General features: G+C 71.3%; 12 protein-coding genes. 9 read left to right on the forward strand and 3 right to left on the reverse strand.

What is annotated here, in order from left to right:
* Positions 1-283 precede the first annotated feature (283 nt).
* Positions 284-1,009, forward strand: coding sequence for an SDR family oxidoreductase (locus VLK66_RS13260; RefSeq protein ID WP_325309907.1), 726 nt, complete (start codon positions 284-286; stop codon positions 1,007-1,009).
* 137 nt (positions 1,010-1,146) lie between these two features.
* Positions 1,147-1,824: an HAD family acid phosphatase gene (locus VLK66_RS13265; RefSeq protein ID WP_325309908.1), complete on the forward strand. Its 678-nt coding sequence runs from the start codon at positions 1,147-1,149 to the stop codon at positions 1,822-1,824.
* A gap of 99 nt (positions 1,825-1,923) precedes the next feature.
* On the opposite strand, the gene VLK66_RS13270 is transcribed toward VLK66_RS13265, so the two are convergent.
* Positions 1,924-3,354 (reverse strand): sensor histidine kinase, encoded by a 1,431-nt coding sequence (locus VLK66_RS13270; protein WP_325309909.1) that lies wholly within the window; start codon positions 3,352-3,354, stop codon positions 1,924-1,926.
* A gap of 487 nt (positions 3,355-3,841) precedes the next feature.
* Between VLK66_RS13270 and pckA the strand changes: the two genes are divergently transcribed.
* The gene (gene pckA / locus VLK66_RS13275) at positions 3,842-5,476 is read left to right on the forward strand and encodes a phosphoenolpyruvate carboxykinase (ATP) (RefSeq protein ID WP_325309910.1); all 1,635 of its coding nucleotides are present in this window, start codon (positions 3,842-3,844) and stop codon (positions 5,474-5,476) included.
* A gap of 153 nt (positions 5,477-5,629) precedes the next feature.
* On the opposite strand, the gene VLK66_RS13280 is transcribed toward pckA, so the two are convergent.
* Positions 5,630-6,988: a DUF6986 family protein gene (locus tag VLK66_RS13280; protein WP_325309911.1), complete on the reverse strand. Its 1,359-nt coding sequence runs from the start codon at positions 6,986-6,988 to the stop codon at positions 5,630-5,632.
* A gap of 13 nt (positions 6,989-7,001) precedes the next feature.
* Positions 7,002-7,571 carry a nucleoside deaminase gene (locus VLK66_RS13285; RefSeq protein ID WP_325309912.1) on the reverse strand — a complete coding sequence of 190 codons (570 nt, stop codon included), beginning with the start codon at positions 7,569-7,571 and terminating at the stop codon, positions 7,002-7,004.
* A gap of 615 nt (positions 7,572-8,186) precedes the next feature.
* On the opposite strand from VLK66_RS13285, the gene VLK66_RS13290 reads away from it, so the two are divergent.
* The 6 genes from VLK66_RS13290 to VLK66_RS13315 all read left to right on the forward strand — a co-directional run bounded on the left by VLK66_RS13290 (position 8,187) and on the right by VLK66_RS13315 (position 16,372).
* Positions 8,187-10,265 carry a putative bifunctional diguanylate cyclase/phosphodiesterase gene (locus tag VLK66_RS13290; protein WP_325309913.1) on the forward strand — a complete coding sequence of 693 codons (2,079 nt, stop codon included), beginning with the start codon at positions 8,187-8,189 and terminating at the stop codon, positions 10,263-10,265.
* On the forward strand, positions 10,265-10,774 hold the full coding sequence (locus tag VLK66_RS13295; protein WP_325309914.1) for a DUF6438 domain-containing protein: 510 nt from the start codon (positions 10,265-10,267) through the stop codon (positions 10,772-10,774). Before VLK66_RS13290 ends, VLK66_RS13295 begins: the two co-directional genes overlap by 1 nt.
* A gap of 571 nt (positions 10,775-11,345) precedes the next feature.
* Positions 11,346-12,137: a PhzF family phenazine biosynthesis protein gene (locus VLK66_RS13300; protein ID WP_325309915.1), complete on the forward strand. Its 792-nt coding sequence runs from the start codon at positions 11,346-11,348 to the stop codon at positions 12,135-12,137.
* Between the two features lie 635 nt (positions 12,138-12,772).
* Positions 12,773-14,980 carry a hypothetical protein gene (locus VLK66_RS13305; protein WP_325309916.1) on the forward strand — a complete coding sequence of 736 codons (2,208 nt, stop codon included), beginning with the start codon at positions 12,773-12,775 and terminating at the stop codon, positions 14,978-14,980.
* A 123-nt stretch (positions 14,981-15,103) separates the two neighbouring features.
* Positions 15,104-15,502 (forward strand): RidA family protein, encoded by a 399-nt coding sequence (locus VLK66_RS13310; RefSeq protein WP_325309917.1) that lies wholly within the window; start codon positions 15,104-15,106, stop codon positions 15,500-15,502.
* A 186-nt stretch (positions 15,503-15,688) separates the two neighbouring features.
* A complete protein-coding gene (locus tag VLK66_RS13315) occupies positions 15,689-16,372 on the forward strand; it encodes a TIGR04283 family arsenosugar biosynthesis glycosyltransferase (RefSeq protein WP_325309918.1) in 684 nt (227 codons plus the stop codon).
* Positions 16,373-16,563 lie beyond the last annotated feature (191 nt).

The following is a 16,563-nucleotide window of genomic DNA, read 5'->3' on the forward strand; positions in this document are numbered from 1 at the left end:
AGTCGCAGCAACAACTACGGGAAGCCTCGCAAACTGCGCGAGGCTGATCCGCTCATTCTGTGGCATCAGCGCTCACGACCACTGTCCTTTCATCCTCCGTGGTCGCGCGCAGCGCGGTGTTCGACTCAGGATGACGTCGGGTTGAAGTGGCGAGGATACACGAACTGAATTCCCGGATCCGGTATGAGACCATGCGATGATGCGGCTTGCATCCGCGTCTTCTTATCCCCAAATCACCCACAAGCGGTTTGGAGATGCCGATCACGAGACGAGGGAGGCGGGGATGGCGCTGGATCTGACGGGGCGGACGGCGGTGGTGACGGGGAGCAGCAAGGGGATCGGCTTCTCGATCGCCGAGGCGCTGGCGCGGGCGAACGCGAACGTGATCGTCTCCGCGCGCAACGCCGCGGAGGTGGCGGAAGCCGCGCGGCAGCTGGAGGGCGCGGGCGGGGGGAAAGTGCTCGGCATCCCCTGCGACGTGGGCAGGCTGGAGGACGTGCGGCGGCTGATCGGGGCAACGGCGGAGCAGCTGGGCGGGGTCGACATCCTGGTGAACAACGCCGGCTTCGGCATCTTCTCGCCGGTGGACCAGATCGACCCGGCGGAGTGGGACCGGCTGATCGCCACCAACCTGTCCGGCGTGTTCTACTGCTGCCACGAGGCGATCCCGCATCTGAAGAACAGCAAGGATGCGTGGATCATCAACATCGCGTCGCTGGCGGGGAAGAACCCGTTCGCGGGCGGGACGGCGTACAACGCCAGCAAGTTCGGCCTCGTGGGCTTCAGCGAGGCGCTGATGATGGACGTGCGGCAGCACGGCATCCGCGTCAACTACATCATGCCCGGAAGCGTGAACACCTACTTCAACGACAACGAGCCGGACGAGTCGGGCGCCTGGAAGATCCAGCCCGAGGACATCGCCCAGGTGGTGATGGACCTGCTCGCGCTCCCCTCCAACTCCCTCGTCTCGCGCGTGGAGATGCGCCCCGCGCGGCCACCGAAACACTGAAATCTCACGCGGAGACGCGGAGACGCGGGAGAACTCATCGCATGGGGTGAGTTCTCCGCGACTCCGCGTCTCCGCGTGAGATCCCGGGGCGCTGGCGACGCGCTGGCAAGCATCTTCCAGCAGCGATCTCCATCTCATTGCCAGAACGGGAGATGGGGATGCCGAAGCAGCTGCCGAAAGCGGTGATCTGGGACCTGGACGGAACGCTGAGCGACGACCGCGCGCGCGCCCACTTCGTGGAGGTGGAGAAGGGGAAGAAGCGCGACTGGAAGAGCTACTTCGACGCCATCGGCAGCGACCCGCCCATCGCCGCGTCGATGGAGGTGCTGCGGGCGCTGCACGCCGCGGGGAACCGCGTGGTCTTTCTCACCGGCCGCCCCGAGCACACGCGCAAGACCACCGTGCGGTGGCTGAAGGCCAACGGCCTGACCGACTACGACCGGCTGGTGATGCGCCCGCCGCGCGACTTCCGCCCCTCCGGCGCCTTCAAGGCCGACGAGATCGCCCGGCTGCGGCGCGAGTACGAACTGGTCTGCGCCTTCGAGGACCGCATCGACGTAGCCGACGCGCTGCGCACCGCCGGCGTCCCCGTCTTCCTCTACGGCGGTGGCGCCGAAGCCGCGGCCGAGGCGCTGGAGGTGCTCGACGCCGAGCAGGACGACCTGGTCGAGCAGAAGCAGGAGAAGGCGGAGAAGAAGGCGCCGGCGCGCCCCGCCGCCGCCCGCCCCCGCACCACGCCCAAGGCCGCCGCCCAGGCTGCCCGCGCCCGCTCCGCTGCGTCCCGCAAGCCCGCGGCGCGGAGCAAGCGATCGTAACGACGAATCACACGGACGAAACGGAGGAAGCGGAGAGCTCAGCGCGCACGCTGTTCCTCCGCTTCCTCCGTTCCCTCCGTGTGAGACCTTCTGTTCGGATCATTCAGGCGCGGAGATCGGGACGCGGAGCACGAACGCCGAGCCCGCGCCGTCGCCGCCCTCCAGCGCGAGCGAGCCGCCGAGGCGCCCCGCCAGCTTCCGCGCGATGGTCAGCCCCAGCCCGGTGCCGCGGTGAATGGAGTCGGTGCGCGCGTCGTCGCCCACCTGCTCGAACGCCTCGAAGATCCGCGCGCGGTCTTCCGCCGCGATCCCCGGCCCCGAATCCTCCACGCGGATCTCGATCTCCCCGTCCGTCCCGCGCACACCCACGCGGACGTGCCCGCGCGGCGTGAACTTGATGGCGTTCGTCACCAGCGCGTACACGATCTGCCGTAGCCGCTCCGGGTCCACGTGCAGCGTCAGCCCGGCGGGCGCGTCCAGCTCGAAGCGCAGCCCCTTGGCCTCGGCCTGGCGGCGGAAGGGCTCCAGCACCTCGTTCAGGTACTCGGCCAGCTTCAGCGGCGCGGGATAGACGGGAAGACGGTCGATCTCCGTGGTGGTCAGCACCAGCACGTCGTCGATGAGCCGCGCCAGGTGCTCGGCGCAGACGCTGGCCCGCTCCGCCGCCCGCGACGCCGGCTGCGGCATGTCGCCGTACGAGTCGGTCGACAGCAGGTGCGTGTAGCCCACGATGGCGTGCAGCGGCGTGCGCAGCTCGTGGCTCACCGCCGCGAAGAAGCGGCTCTTGGCGCGGCTGGCCTCCTGCGCCTCGGCGGCCAGGCGCGCCAGCTCGGCCTCGCGCTCCTGCCGCTCGGTCACGTCCTGGAAGAGGAGCGAGATCCCCCCGCCCGCCAGCGGATCGACGGAAAGGTCGAAGTAGCGCCCGCGCAGCCACTCCACTCCGGGCCGCACCGCCTGCAGCCGCCGCGGCTGCCCGTCGCCCATCGTTCCCCGCAGCGCCGCGGCCAGCTCCGGCGGCTCGGAGGGGAGATGGACGAGCAGCGACGCGCCCACGGCCTTGTGCAGCCGCACGTGCAGCAGCGTCTCGGCCGCGGAGTTCACGTAGACGACCTTCCAGTCGGCGTCCACCGCCACGAAGCCGTCGCGGATGCTGGCCAGCAGGCGCGAGTAGCGCTCGGCCACCCGCGCGTGGTCGGTGGCGTCGCGGAAGTGCAGCGCAAGCCCGCCACCCTCCAGCGGCGACGCGTCCAGCGTGAGCGCCGGCCCGTCGCCGCCCGCGGCGAAGGGAACGCGCAGCGGCGCGCGCGTGGCCACCACCGCCGCCAGCCGCGCGCGCAGCGACGGCTGCGCCGCGGCGGGAAGCGCCTCCCACACGGGCGCGCCGAGCGCCGCCTCGCGCGCGGCGCCGAAGCAGCGCTCGGCGGCGGCGTTCCAGTACGAGACGCGCCAGTCTTCGCCCACGGTCACGAATGCGTCGGCCAGCGCCTCGAGGGCGGGAATGCGGGTGAGGTCCACGATGATGCCGGGCACTGCCTCTTCCTGCTGTACCGCGAAGGTGCGAAACGACTTCCGGTCGCCCGCCCACCCGGTATGCGACCCCGCGCGACCACGGATGTTCCGGGCGGGACACGGACGCGCGGGCCCCCGCACGGTCACATCCAGCCGGTTTCGGCGCGGCGGAAGAGGCGAAAAGGATTCATCCCCATGACTGCCGGCCCCGACGTCCGGGCGCCGGCACGTTTCATCGATCGTACTTTCGTACTTCCGTACTCTCGTACTCTACATCTCGTGCTCTCGCACTCCGTGCCGCGCCGCTCGCCCGGAAGATGCGTGCCCGGACGGAAGACACGCGGCGCCGCTCCGGACCCTTTCGCCCGCCGGGTGAGCGGCGCTCACCGCGCGCGCACTCGGCTTGCACCGCGGGCGGGCGCGTGCTACCGTACCGGTTTCCGCTCCGCCGCCGAACCAATGCATTCGCCGGGCGGCGGGCCGCGTTCCTGAACCGAGATCCTGAAGCATGGCTACCACGTTGAACCCCGCCCAGGCCTCCGCCCCGACCTTCGGGCGCGAGAGCCGGTTCGGGCTGGACCGCCACGGCATCCGCAACCCGGGCACCGTGTTCTGGAACCTGAACCCGGTGGAGCTGGTGGAGCACGCCATCCGCCGCGGCGAGGGAATCCTGGTGGACGGCGGCCCCTTCAATGCCGTCACCAGCCCGCACACCGGGCGCTCGCCCAACGACCGCTTCATCGTGCGCGAGCCCGGCAGCGAGGGGCACGTGGACTGGGGGAAGGTGAACATGCCCTTCGAGCCGGAGAACTACGACCGGCTGCGCGAGGACGTGATGGAGCACCTGGAGGGGCAGGACCTGTACGTGCGCGACATGTGGGCCGGCGCCGACGCGCAGTACCGGCTGGGGGTGCGCGTGGTGACCCCCAACGCGTGGCACAACCTGTTCGCGTTCAACATGTTCCGCCGCCCGGGCGAGCAGGAGCTGGCCGAGTTCCAGCCCGGCTTCACCATCCTGCACGCCCCCGAGTACCCGGCCGACCCGGCGCGCCACGGCACCCGCACCAGCACCTTCATCCTCATCCACTTCGGCCGCCGCGAGGTGCTGATCGGGGGAACGCGGTACGCGGGCGAGATCAAGAAGAGCGTGTTCGGCCTGCTCAACTACCTGCTGCCGACCGAGCACGGCGTGCTGTCGATGCACTGCTCGGCCAACGTGGGCCCGCAGGGCGACGCGGCGCTCTTCTTCGGCCTGTCGGGCACGGGCAAGACCACGCTCTCGGCCGACCCCGAGCGCGCGCTGATCGGCGACGACGAGCACGGCTGGAGCGGCGAGGGGATCTTCAACTTCGAGGGCGGCTGCTACGCCAAGGCCATCAAGCTGTCGAAGGAGGGCGAGCCCGAGATCTACTCGACCACGCGCATGTTCGGAACGGTGCTGGAGAACTGCGTGGTCGACGAGGAGCGCCGCGTGGACTTCGACGACCAGTCGATCACCGAGAACACGCGCGTCAGCTACCCGCTGCACTACATCGCCAACCACGTGCCCAGCGCGCGCGGCGCGCATCCGAAGAACGTGATCTTCCTCACCGCCGACGCGTACGGCGTGCTGCCGCCCATCAGCCGGCTGACGCCGGAGCAGGCGATGTACTACTTCCTCTCCGGCTACACGGCCAAGGTGGCGGGCACGGAGCGCGGGGTGAAGGAGCCGCAGCCCACCTTCTCGGCCTGCTTCGGCGCCGTGTTCCTTCCGCTGCACCCCAACGTGTACGCCGAGATGCTGGGCGAGAAGCTGCAGGAGCACCAGGCGCGCGTGTGGCTGGTGAACACCGGCTGGACGGGCGGCCCCTACGGCGTGGGCCAGCGGATGAAGCTGGGCTACACGCGGGCGATGGTGCGCGCCGCGCTGGCCGGCGAGCTGGACGGGGTGGAGACGACCCGGGTGCCGTTCTTCAACCTGGACGTGCCGGTCGCCGTTCCCGGCGTGCCCTCGGACCTGCTGGTGCCGCGCAACACCTGGCCCGACGCCGCGCAGTACGACGAGCAGGCGCGGAAGCTGGCCGGGCTGTTCGTGGACAACTTCAAGCGCTTCGAGGACCGTGTCTCCGACGCGGTGAAGGCCGCCGGTCCCACGCCGGAGTAAGCGTTCGGGAGATGAAGATGGAGGGCCGGGGAGCGATTCCCGGCCCTTCTCCGTTGGGCAGACGAAAAGAATCTCACGCGGAGACGCAGAGAACTCATCGCGCACCGAGTTCTCTGCGTCTCCGCGTCTCCGCGTGAGATCTTCTGTTTCGATCTATTCGAGGAGCCGGCGGCCGTTCAGGATCTTGAGGAAGGAGCGGCCGCGGAGCTCGTCCAGCGTCAGTCCCGTCATCTCCAGCGCCTCCTGCTCGGTCAACGCGCCGCAGTTGATGCCGCGCAGGAAGTAGTTCAGCAGCCCCTGCCCCGTGGCCGCGTCGTCGAACACGTCGCCCACCAGCGTGGCCTGCGCCGCCTTCTCCACGAAGTTCTTCAGCCGCGCGCCGGCCGTTTCCACGCTCTCCAGGAAGAAGGCGAACACGGCGGCGTAGCGCGTGGGAAGCTGCGCGGGGTGCAGGTCCCACCCCTGGTAGAACCCGCCCACCAGCGAGTGGCGCACGTCGTCGTAGTGCAGCTTCCAGGCGCGGTGCACGCTCTGGCGGTTGGCGTCCGCCTGCTCCGCGGTGAGCGGCGGCCCGCCCGGCGCGGCGCGGTGCACGGGAACCGGCATCACCGTCGTCGATCCGTCCGAGAGCCAGACGCCCGTGCCGGCGAGCGAGACCTGCATGGCGTGCTTGGCGTAGTCGCACGCGCGGTGGCGCATGTGCTGGTGCGCGGCCGTGATCCCCACCCCCGCCGTGTAGTCGTACGTACCGAAGTGCGCCGCGGTGATGCGCCCGTCGCCCGCGCGGACCAGGTCGGGGAGCATGCAGCGGCCGTCCGCGCCGATGATGGCCTGCGGCACCTCGACCATGATCTCGAACCGCAGCGCGCCGGTCTCCAGCCCCAGCCGGGCCTCCAGCACCCGCAGCACGTCCACGAAGAAGTCCACCTGCTCCGGCAGCGCGACCTTCGGCAGCGTCAGGACGAAATTGGGCGGGAGCGCGCCGCCCGTGGCCTGGACCAGCGTGGTGAGGAAGAGGTCGAGGGTGCGCACGCTGCGGCCGCGCAGTTCCTCGGACAGCGTCTTCACGCGGATGCCGAGGAAAGGCGGGAGGGTGCCCTCCGCCAGCCCCTTCGCCACCTCGCGGGCGACGGACTCGGCGTGGCCGTCTTCCTCCGCGTCGGGGCGGTTGCCGTAGCCGTCCTCGAAGTCGATGCGGAAGTCCTCCACCGGCTCGCGCTCCAGCTTCTCGGCCACGCGCGCGTACACGCGCTCCGCGAAGTCGCCGCCGGGCATCCCCACCGCGGCGGCCAGGGTCCGCGCGTCGGGCGCGTGCTCGGCCAGCGCGCGGCGGGCGACCTGGCCCAGCTTCACGGTGCTGTCGGAGCGGAAGAGCTGCGCGCCGCCGTACACGGTGTGCACGGGCTGGCGGGCGCCGCCCTCGCCGGGGTAGCGCCGGGTGAAGGCGTCGTTGGCGCGGCGCAGGCGCGACTCGGCGTCGGCCAGCTCGTCGGGAAGAAGCGAAGACGGCATCCTGGGAAGATTCTTATCCGTTGTAGATGGGGCCCTTGCGGGCGTGGTACAGCTCCAGCACCGCGCCGGCCTCGGCGCGCAGCACGCCGTGCACGATCTCGATCCCCCGCTCCTTCAGGTACGCGTGGCTCTCGGGGAAGACGGGGCCCTCGTCGAACCCCAGCCGCACCGCGTCGTCGCGGGTGGCGCCGCAGATCACGCGGGTTACGCCGCTCCACAGCGTGGCGCCCAGGCACATGGCGCACGGGTCGCAGCTGGTGGCCAGCTCGTACTCGTGCCCACCGGCGGACTTCAGCGAGAAACATCCGAGGCGCGCCTGCGCCATCATGAACGCCACCATCTCGCCGTGCAGGGTGCAGTTGTTCAGCCGCACCACGCTGTTCACCCCCACGCCCACCACGCGCCCCGTCCCCCGCTCGAACACCGCCGCGCCGAAGGGGCCGCCGGTGTCGCGCAGCACGTTCTGCCGCGACAGCTCCACCGCCAGCCGCATCTTCTCCTCGTCGGAGCCGTACGTGCTCTCCAGGTCGATGGTGGACTCGACCCAGTCGGGAAGGGTGATGGAGACGTTCGGGTGTTTCATCGCATCGGTGGGAAGTGATTGGAACGGCTGCGCTTGCGTGGATCGATCGGCGGACGTGCGTGCCCTGGCATCGCGCCCTCACCCCCGCCGGAGGGCGCGACCCTCTCCCGTTCCGGGAGAGGGTGGCAATCCGGCATCCGCGCCGAGAAGAACATGGATGCGACCGTGCTCTCGTAGCGCGCCGATGCCATCCAGCTACCTCTCCCGGTACGGGAGAGGTGGACGGCCTGGGCCGGCCGGAGAGGGCGCGATGCCGCGGCCGCGCGCCGATTTCCGTTCACGCGAGGTTCTCGACACCCGTGTGCTGGCGCCGATCATCGCCAGCGGGGGACGATAACGCCGCCGCATTCGCCCGGCCAGACACCACGCGCCAGGAATACCGCGCGCCGCCGCGTCCGGCGCGCGCCGGAGAATGTCGTCTCCCATGCTTCGGGGCGCCGGTTGGTGCCGAATTGCATCGGCGGGGTGTTCCCGAAGCGGCAGGCGCGTGCTATTCTGTCTCCGTCCAGAAAACGAACCAGCATTCGTCCGGTGCCGCCAGCGGCGCGCCTCCGGTGCAGCGCCGCGCGCCCACTCGCCGTGCCCTGCGGGTCCCCAGAACCGCTCCACATCTCCATGAACGACACGCTGCTGCCGCCCCGGGACGGCCTGCTGTCGATCCCCGGCGGGATCGACGGCGAAACGGCCGTGCAGGCGCTCCGCCACAGCGAGGCATACTTCCGGGCGCTGGTGGAGAACGCGCGCGACGTGATCCACGTGATCAACGAGGACCGCACCACGCGCTACATCACCCCGTCGGTCCGCCACCTGCTGGGGTGGGAGCCCGCGGAGCTGGTGGGCCGCAGCGTGCTGGACATCATCCACCCCGACGACGCGGAGGCCGCGCTGGAGCAGATCCGGCAGGCGCGGATCGTTCCCGGCTCCAGCCGCCCGCTCACGCTGCGCGCGCGCCACCGCGACGGCTCGTGGCGCGTGTTCGAGGCCATCGGCCGCAACCTGCTGGACGACCCGCGCGTCCGCGGCATCATCGTCAACTCGCGCGACATCACCGAGCGGCGGCGGACGGAGGAGGAGGCGCTGCGCCTGGCCGCCTTCGCGCGCGAGAACCCCAACCCCATCCTGGAGTGCGCGGCCGACGGGCAGGTGCTGTGGCTGAACGCCGCGGGCGAGCGGCTGCTGGCCGACGTGGGCGCGCGCGAGGCGGCGTGGCTGCTGCCGCACGAGCACGCACGGCTGGTGCGGCTGGCGGCGCGGTCCGGGGCGGCGGTGCGCAACCAGGAGTCGCGCGTGGGCGCGCGGGTGTTCGCGTGGACGTACCATCCGCAGCCCGCGCGGGGGACGGTGCACCTCTTCGGCGAGGAGGTGACGGAGCGCAAGCGCGTGGAGGACCGGCTGATCCACGACGCCATGCACGACGCGCTCACCGGCCTTCCCAACCGCCACCTGTTCATGGAACGCCTGGGCGAGGCGCTGCTGCGCTTCAACGCGGGCGGCGGGCAGTTCGCCGTGCTGTTCATGGACCTGGACCGCTTCAAGGTGGCGAACGACTCGCTGGGCCACCACGTGGGCGACGAGCTGCTCGTCGCCGTCGCGCGGCGGCTGCAGGAGAACGTGCGCGCGACCGACACCGTGGCCCGCTTCGGCGGCGACGAGTTCGCCATCCTGCTGGGAAGCCTGGAGGGGCCCGACGACGCGATGGAGATCGCCGGGCGGCTGGTGCAGGCCGTGGCCTCGCCGGTGAACCTGAGCGGCTACGAGGTGTTCACCTCGGCCAGCATCGGCATCGCGCTGTCCACGCTGGGGTACGACCGGCCCGAGTACCTGCTGCGCAACGCCGACATGGCCATGTACCGCGCCAAGGGAAGCGGCGGGGTGGCGTGGGAGGTGTTCGACCGCACCATGCACGCGCAGGCGCTGTCGCGGCTGCAGATGGAGACGGACCTGCGGCGGGCGCTGCGGCGCGGCGAGTTCCGGCTGCGCTATCAGCCCATCGTGTCGCTGGCAACGGGGCGCATCGTGGGAGTGGAGGCGCTCTGCCGGTGGGAGCACCCGGACCGCGGGCTGATCGAGCCGGCCGACTTCATCCCCACCGCCGAGGAGACGGGGGCCATCGTGCCGCTGGGCGAGTGGGTGCTGGGCGAGGCCTGCCGGCAGCTGGCCGAGTGGCGCGCGGAGCTGGGCGCGCGGATCGCGGTGAGCGTGAACCTTTCCGCGCGGCAGCTGGCGCACGCGGGGCTGGTGGACGCGGTGCGCGCGGCGCTGGCGGAAAGCGGGCTGAAGCCGCGGCACCTGAAGCTCGAGATCACCGAGAGCGCGCTGCTGGAGAGCGACGCGGCCGGGCGGGTGCTGGCCGAGCTCTGCGCGCTGGGGATCGAGATGCAGCTGGACGACTTCGGCACCGGCTACTCGTCGCTCTCGGCGCTGCACCGGCTGCCGATGAAGGCGCTGAAGGTGGACCGCACCTTCGTGGGCCGCATCGGCCAGGGCGACGCGCCGCTGCAGCTGGTGCGCACCATCGCGCTGATGGGGAAGGGGCTGGAGCTGGCGGTGATCGCGGAAGGGGTGGAGACCGGGGCGCAGCTGGCCGAGGTGCGCGCCGCCGGCTGCGACTACGCGCAGGGGTATCTCATCTCCCGCCCGGTGAGCGCCGGGGCGATCCGGGAGATGCTGGAACCGGGACGGGAGTGGACGTGATGCGGAAGCTGGGGATCCTGGCGGCGATGGGGATGGCGGCCGCCGCCGCGTGCACACGCCCGGCCGCCGTGCCGCCCGCCGGCGGAGCGTCCGCGCGGGCGGACAGCATCGTGCTGGAGCGCACGCGCTGCTACGGCTTCTGCCCCGCGTACCGGCTGGTGCTGGCGCGCACGGGCGAGGTGCGCTTCACCTCCATCTGGCCCGCGGACACGCCGCCGGGCAGCGGGACCGTCGCCGTGCGCGACTTCGACGCGCTGGTGGACGAGGCCGGGCGCATCGGGTTCTGGAGCCTCCCGGACGAGATCCAGGGCTCCTCGCTCTGCCCCAACGCCTCCACGGACAGCCCGAGCACCATCGTCACCCTCCACGCGGCCGGCCGCTTCAAGCGCGTGAACGACTACCACGGCTGCCGGGAGGAACCCCGCCTCACCGGCCTGCGCGTCCTCGAGGCCCGCATCGACAGCGTGGCCGGCTCGCGCCGCTGGATCGTGACGCCGAACACGCGGTAGGGGCCACAAGGATTCCATCCATCCACGCAAAAGACGTCATCCTGAGTCGAACACCGCGCTGCGCGCGACCACGATGGATGAAAGGGGCGTCCTCCGGAATCGGAACTCGCCGCCGAGCCGAACAGCCTCGCGCAGTTTGCGAGGCTTCCCGTAGTTGTTGCTGCGACTTTAGTCGCCGGTGAGGGGGCCAGCCCGCGATCTTTCCATTCAGGCCGGCCATGCTGAAGCCGAGGCATGCGCCGTAAGTCGCAGGCCGAAGGATCCATGGCCGGCCCGGCACGTGAGTCCGGCAAGGCGCACGAGAGCATCTTCGGTTGCGTCGAGATCGGCGAAAATGCGAGTGAACTCGCGGCTACAACGGCACACACTCCGCCTGCGCGGCGTTCGCCCGGCCGCGATCCAATCGCGCGGAGGAGTTCATCAAGGGGAAACCTGGAACTGTGATCCGCCGGAACGGTCCCCACTGTCCATGACGCCGCCCCGCCGCACGCCCTATCTTCATCCCGCAGCACTTTCGCACTCTCGCACCTTTGCACTCTCGCACCTTCGCACTCTCGCACCTCGTTTCCCGATGCCCCAGCCGATCATCCAGGTCGACGCCTTCGCCGAGCGGCCGTTCACCGGCAACCCCGCGGCCGTGTGCGTGATGCCCGCGCCGCGCGACGAGGCGTGGATGCAGAGCGTGGCGATGGAGATGAACCTCTCCGAGACCGCCTTCCTGCACCCCGAGGACGGCGGCTACCGCCTGCGCTGGTTCACGCCCGCGGTCGAGGTCGCGCTCTGCGGGCACGCCACCCTCGCCAGCGCGCACGTGCTGTGGGAGACGGGCGCGCTGGCGGCGGGCGACGAGGCGCGCTTCCAGACGCAGAGCGGCCTTCTCACCTGCCGCCGCGACGGCGAGTGGATCTGGATGGACTTTCCCGCCAAGCCGGAGGAGGCGTCCGGCCCGATCGCCGGGCTGGCGGAGGCGCTGGGGGTCGCGCCGGTGTACGTGGGGCGCAGCCACTTCGACGTGATCGTGGAGGTCGCGTCGGAGGACGAGGTGCGGCGCCTGGAGCCGGACATCCGCGCGCTCCGCGGCGTGCAGGCGCGCGGCGTCATCGTCACCGCGCGGGGCGATGGGGATGGATACGACTTCGTCTCCCGCTTCTTCGCGCCGAACGCGGGGGTGGACGAGGACCCGGTGACCGGCTCGGCGCACTGCGTGCTGGCGCCGTACTGGGCGCGGAAGCTGGGCCGCAACGAGCTCGCCGGCTACCAGGCCTCGCGCCGCGGCGGCACCGTGCGCGTCCGCGCCGCCGGCGACCGCGTGCACCTGGGCGGCCGGGCCGTCACCGTTCTCCGCGGCGAGCTGGCGGAGTGAGGATGCTGGCCGCGCGCCGATCCAAAAAGACGTCATCCTGAGTCATCCCCGCGTTGCGCGCGCAGGAAGGATGAAAGGAGATGGGTCATGAGCGCTGATGCCATGGAATGAGCCGATCAGCCTCGCGCAGTTTGCGAGGCTTCCCGTAGTTGTTGCTGCGACTTCAGTCGCCGGTGAGGGGGCCAGCTCGCGCACTTTCTCTTCAGGCCGGCCACACTAAAAGGCGAATGAATTCGCGGCAACAACAGCACAAAGTCCCTGCGGGACTGCGGAGGCGGCATCTCTGAGGTTCGATCAGCAAGGGTGTGAGCCAATTTCAGTTGAGCCGCGGGGAGCAGATCTCCGCGGCTCTTTCCTTTTCGGGGGGATGGAGATGGAAACCTCCGCGCATCCATCCCCGTATCGCCCGGCGCGGTCGCAGGATGACACACCGTCCGTCCGCGCGGGGGGACGCGGCGGGGGCCGCATCGCCGCCGGGTTTGGCATCGCGATCACCGCATCTCCAATCGATTCAACGACATCCATCACCGTCTCCGGAAGCTTCCGGGCGTGGCGCGGAATGTCCGTTGGCGGCGGATGGAAACGAGCGCCATCCCCCGGAGCTTTTTCTCTTCATCCCCACCCGCAGTCCAACCATGCTTGCAACCGCCGCGACCCTGCTCCTGCTGGCGAGCGCCCCGGCCGACACCACGCCGGCGGCGCCGCTCTCCGCATCCGTGATCGCGGGCGCCTACCGCGACCCCGCCGCGCGCGAGATGGTGCGCCGCGCGCGCGAGTACCGGCGCCTGACCGACCGCAGCGTGCGCGCGTACCGGGCGCTGGCGCGCGAGCGCTCGTCCGCCGGGCTGCGCACGGTGCTCCGCAACCGCATGCTCTTCGGGCGAGAGCTGGCGGCGCGCATCGACTGGCGCCGCGAGGGCGCGGTGCGCGTGGAGCTGCTGGGCGCCCGCTCGCGCAGCGTGGGCGACGACGACGACGACAACAACGACGTGCGCGAGCAGGCGCGCAGCCTGGCGTTCGACCCCGCCGACGACCGCATGCGGATGGGGCTGCTGGGCACCACCTGGATCCGCCATCCGCTGGCCGAGGGGAGCGAGCGCGACTACCGCTTCCGTGCCGGCGACACGCTGACCGTGCGCCTTTCGGGCGGCGAGACGGTGCGCGTGTTCGAGCTGCGCGTGGAGCCGCGGCGGCTGGACGCGCCGCTGGTGAGCGGGTCCATCTGGCTGGAGGACCGCAGCTACGGCGTGGTGCGCACGCTGCTGCGCCTGTCGCACTCGCTGATGGAGGAGATCCGGAGCGAGACGCACAGCGACAGCGCGGGCCGCCGCCAGGTGAACGTGGGCGTGCAGGTGGGCCGCGACAGCGCGTCGGGCGGGCGGCGGCGGCGCGGCAACCGCGGGGCGATGGCGCTGCTCCCGGATGTGCGCATCGACGTGCGCTACGTGGCCACGGAATACGGGCTGGTGCAGGGGAAGTGGTGGATGCCCACGCTGAACGCCATCGACGCCACGGTCACGGCGGGCTCGTTCGCCTCGGTCCCCGTGCGCTTCGAGCGGAGCTGGTCCGAGTACCAGGTGGAGGGCGACCCCATCCCCGCCCCCGGCGCGCTGGCCGCCGCGGCGCCCCTGCCGGCGCGCGCGGACACGCCGCAGGCCTGCCGCGACGGCGGCGACTGCCTGTGCGCGCTGGGCGTCTGCCGCACGGTGGAGGTGCAGCTCCCGGCCGACACCACCACGCTGGCGTCGAGCCCCGACCTGCCGCCGCCGCTGACGCCCGACGCGCCCCTGCTGAGCGGGAAGGAGACCGACGAGCTGGCGCACGAGCTGAACCGCGTGGCCACCGACCCGTGGATCTTCATGGCGCCCACCTGGCGGCGCGCGCCCTTCCTGCTGCGCTACAACCGCGTGGAGGCGCTGTCGGTGGGGGTGCGGCAGTCGGCGGACTTCGGGGCGCTGCAGGCCGACGGCACGCTGCGCATCGCCACCGCCACGGGGCAGCCGGACGTGGAGATCGGGGTGCGGCGCGAGAGCGCGCGGGGGCGGCTGCGGCTGGCCGGGTACCGGCGCCTGGCCGCGGCGAACCCGCTGGAGCGCCCGCTGGGGATCGGCAACTCGCTGGGCGCGCTGTTGTGGGGGCGCGACAACGGCGACTACTTCCGCGCCACCGGCGTGGAGCTGCTGGGCGCCCCGCCGCGCTCGGAGCGGCCGTGGATGGAGTGGCGCCTCTTCGCCGAGCACCAGGGCCCCGTGGCCACCGCGACGGACTTCTCGCTGCGCGGCACCTTCTCGGACTTCGACTTCCGCCCCAACGTCAACGCCGACCGCGCGGATCAGGCCGGCGCGGCGCTCACGCTGCGCCCGCTGGCCGACCGCGACGTGCTGGGCGTCCGCTGGGGGCTGGCGCTGGGGATGGACGCGTCGGCGGGCACCTTCCGCTTCGCGCGCCCGTCGGCCACGCTGCGTGGCGGCACCTCGCTGCTGGGGCTGGACGCGGCGCTCGAGGGGGCGGCGGGCACCAGCCTGGGCGACGTGCCGGCGCAGTCGCTCTGGCGGCTGGGCGGCGCGGCCACGCTGCGCGGCTACGACGGCAGCAGCGCGGCGGGCACGGCCTTCTGGCGCGGCCGCGGCGAGCTGGCGCGCGGCACGGGCGCCGCCCGCCTGGCCCTCTTCTCGGACGTGGGCTGGGCCGGCGCGCGCGGCGACTTCGCGGCCGCCCATCCGCTCTGGTCGGTGGGCGCGGGTGTGAGCGTGCTGGACGGCCTGTTCCGCGTGGACCTGGCCCGCGCGCTGCGCAGCCCGACCGGGTGGCGGCTGGAGCTGTACATGGACGGGCCACTGTAGGAGACGGTGCGAAGGTGCGAGAGTGCGAAAGTGCGAGAGCAAGGGATCGTAATCGCCGCCGCGGTGAGTTACTTTCGCACTCTCGCACCTTCGCACTTTCGCACTTCTTCATCCAGAGCGACCGTGAACGGAAAGCGCCAGAACATATCCAGCGGCACGCCGTGGGAGCCGGTCGTCGGCTACTCGCGCGCGGTGCGCGTGGGGCGGCACGTGTGGGTGGCGGGGACGACGGGGACGGTGGATGGGAAGATCGCCGCGCCGGGCGATGCGTACGCGCAGGCCGCGCAGGCGCTGCGCAACATCGAGGCGGCGCTGGAGCAGGCCGGCGCGCGGATGCGGGACGTGGTGCGCACCCGCCTGTTCGTCACCGACATCTCGCGCTGGGAAGAGGTTGCCCGCGCGCACGGCGAGTTCTTCGCGGACATCCGCCCCGCGACGGCGATGCTCGAGGTGAAGTCGCTCATCGACCCCGACATGCTGGTGGAGATCGAGGCCGACGCCTACGTCTCCGACGCCGCGTAGTTCCGGGCGCAGCCGGTCACCGGCGACTGAAGTCGCAGTAACAACGACGGGAAGCCTCGCAAACCGCGCGAGGCTGATCCGCTCAATTTCACGGTATCGGCGCTCACGAGACGCGCGCAGGATGATAAGCGGTCGTCGGATGATGCATTGTGAATCACGGTCACACTCATCCCGGATCGCCTCTGGATGGAATCTCCGCCGCTGTCCATCATCATCCCCACCCTGAACGAAGCGGCGGGGATCGCGGCGACGCTGGGCGCGCTGCAGCCGCTCCGTGCGCGCGGGTGCGAGGTGATCGTGGCCGACGGCGGCAGCGCGGACGACACGGTGGCGCTCGCCCGCCCGCTCGCGGACCGCGTCGTCACGTCGGAGCGGGGACGCGCGCGCCAGCAGAACGCCGCCGCCGCCGCGGCGACGGGCGAGGTTCTCCTCTTCCTCCACGCCGACACGCGCCTCCCGCCGGACGCGGACGAGTTGGTGATCGGGGGATTGAGGCGAAGCGGACGCGGGTGGGGGCGATTCGACGTGCGGCTCACCGGGCGCCACCCGATGCTGCGGGTGATCGAGCGGATGATCGGCGTGCGCTCGCGCCTCTCCGGCATCGCCACGGGCGACCAGGCGATCTTCGTGCGCCGCGACTGGTTCGCGCGCGCCGGCGGCTTCCCCGACATCCCGCTGATGGAGGACGTCGCGCTGTCGAAGGCGCTGAAGACGCTCGGCCCGCCGCTCTGCCTGTCCCAACCCGTCACCACCTCCAGCCGCCGCTGGGAAGAGCGCGGGGTGATGCGGACGATGGTGCTGATGTGGCGGCTGCGGTGGGCGTTCTGGCGCGGGGCGGATCCGGCGCGGTTGGCGGAGAGGTACAGGTAGGAAAAAGAAAGTCCTAAGTGCTATGTCCCAAGTCCTAAGTGAACAGCTAACCACTCACCACTCAGCACTCAGCACTCAGCACTCAGCACTCAGCACTCAGCACTCAGCACTCAGCACTCAGCACTCAGCACTCAGCACTCAGCACTCAGCACTCAGCACTCAGCACTCAGCACTCAGCACTCAGCACTCAG

Origin of the sequence: Longimicrobium sp., from assembly GCF_035474595.1 — a bacterium.
GTDB lineage: Bacteria > Gemmatimonadota > Gemmatimonadetes > Longimicrobiales > Longimicrobiaceae > Longimicrobium.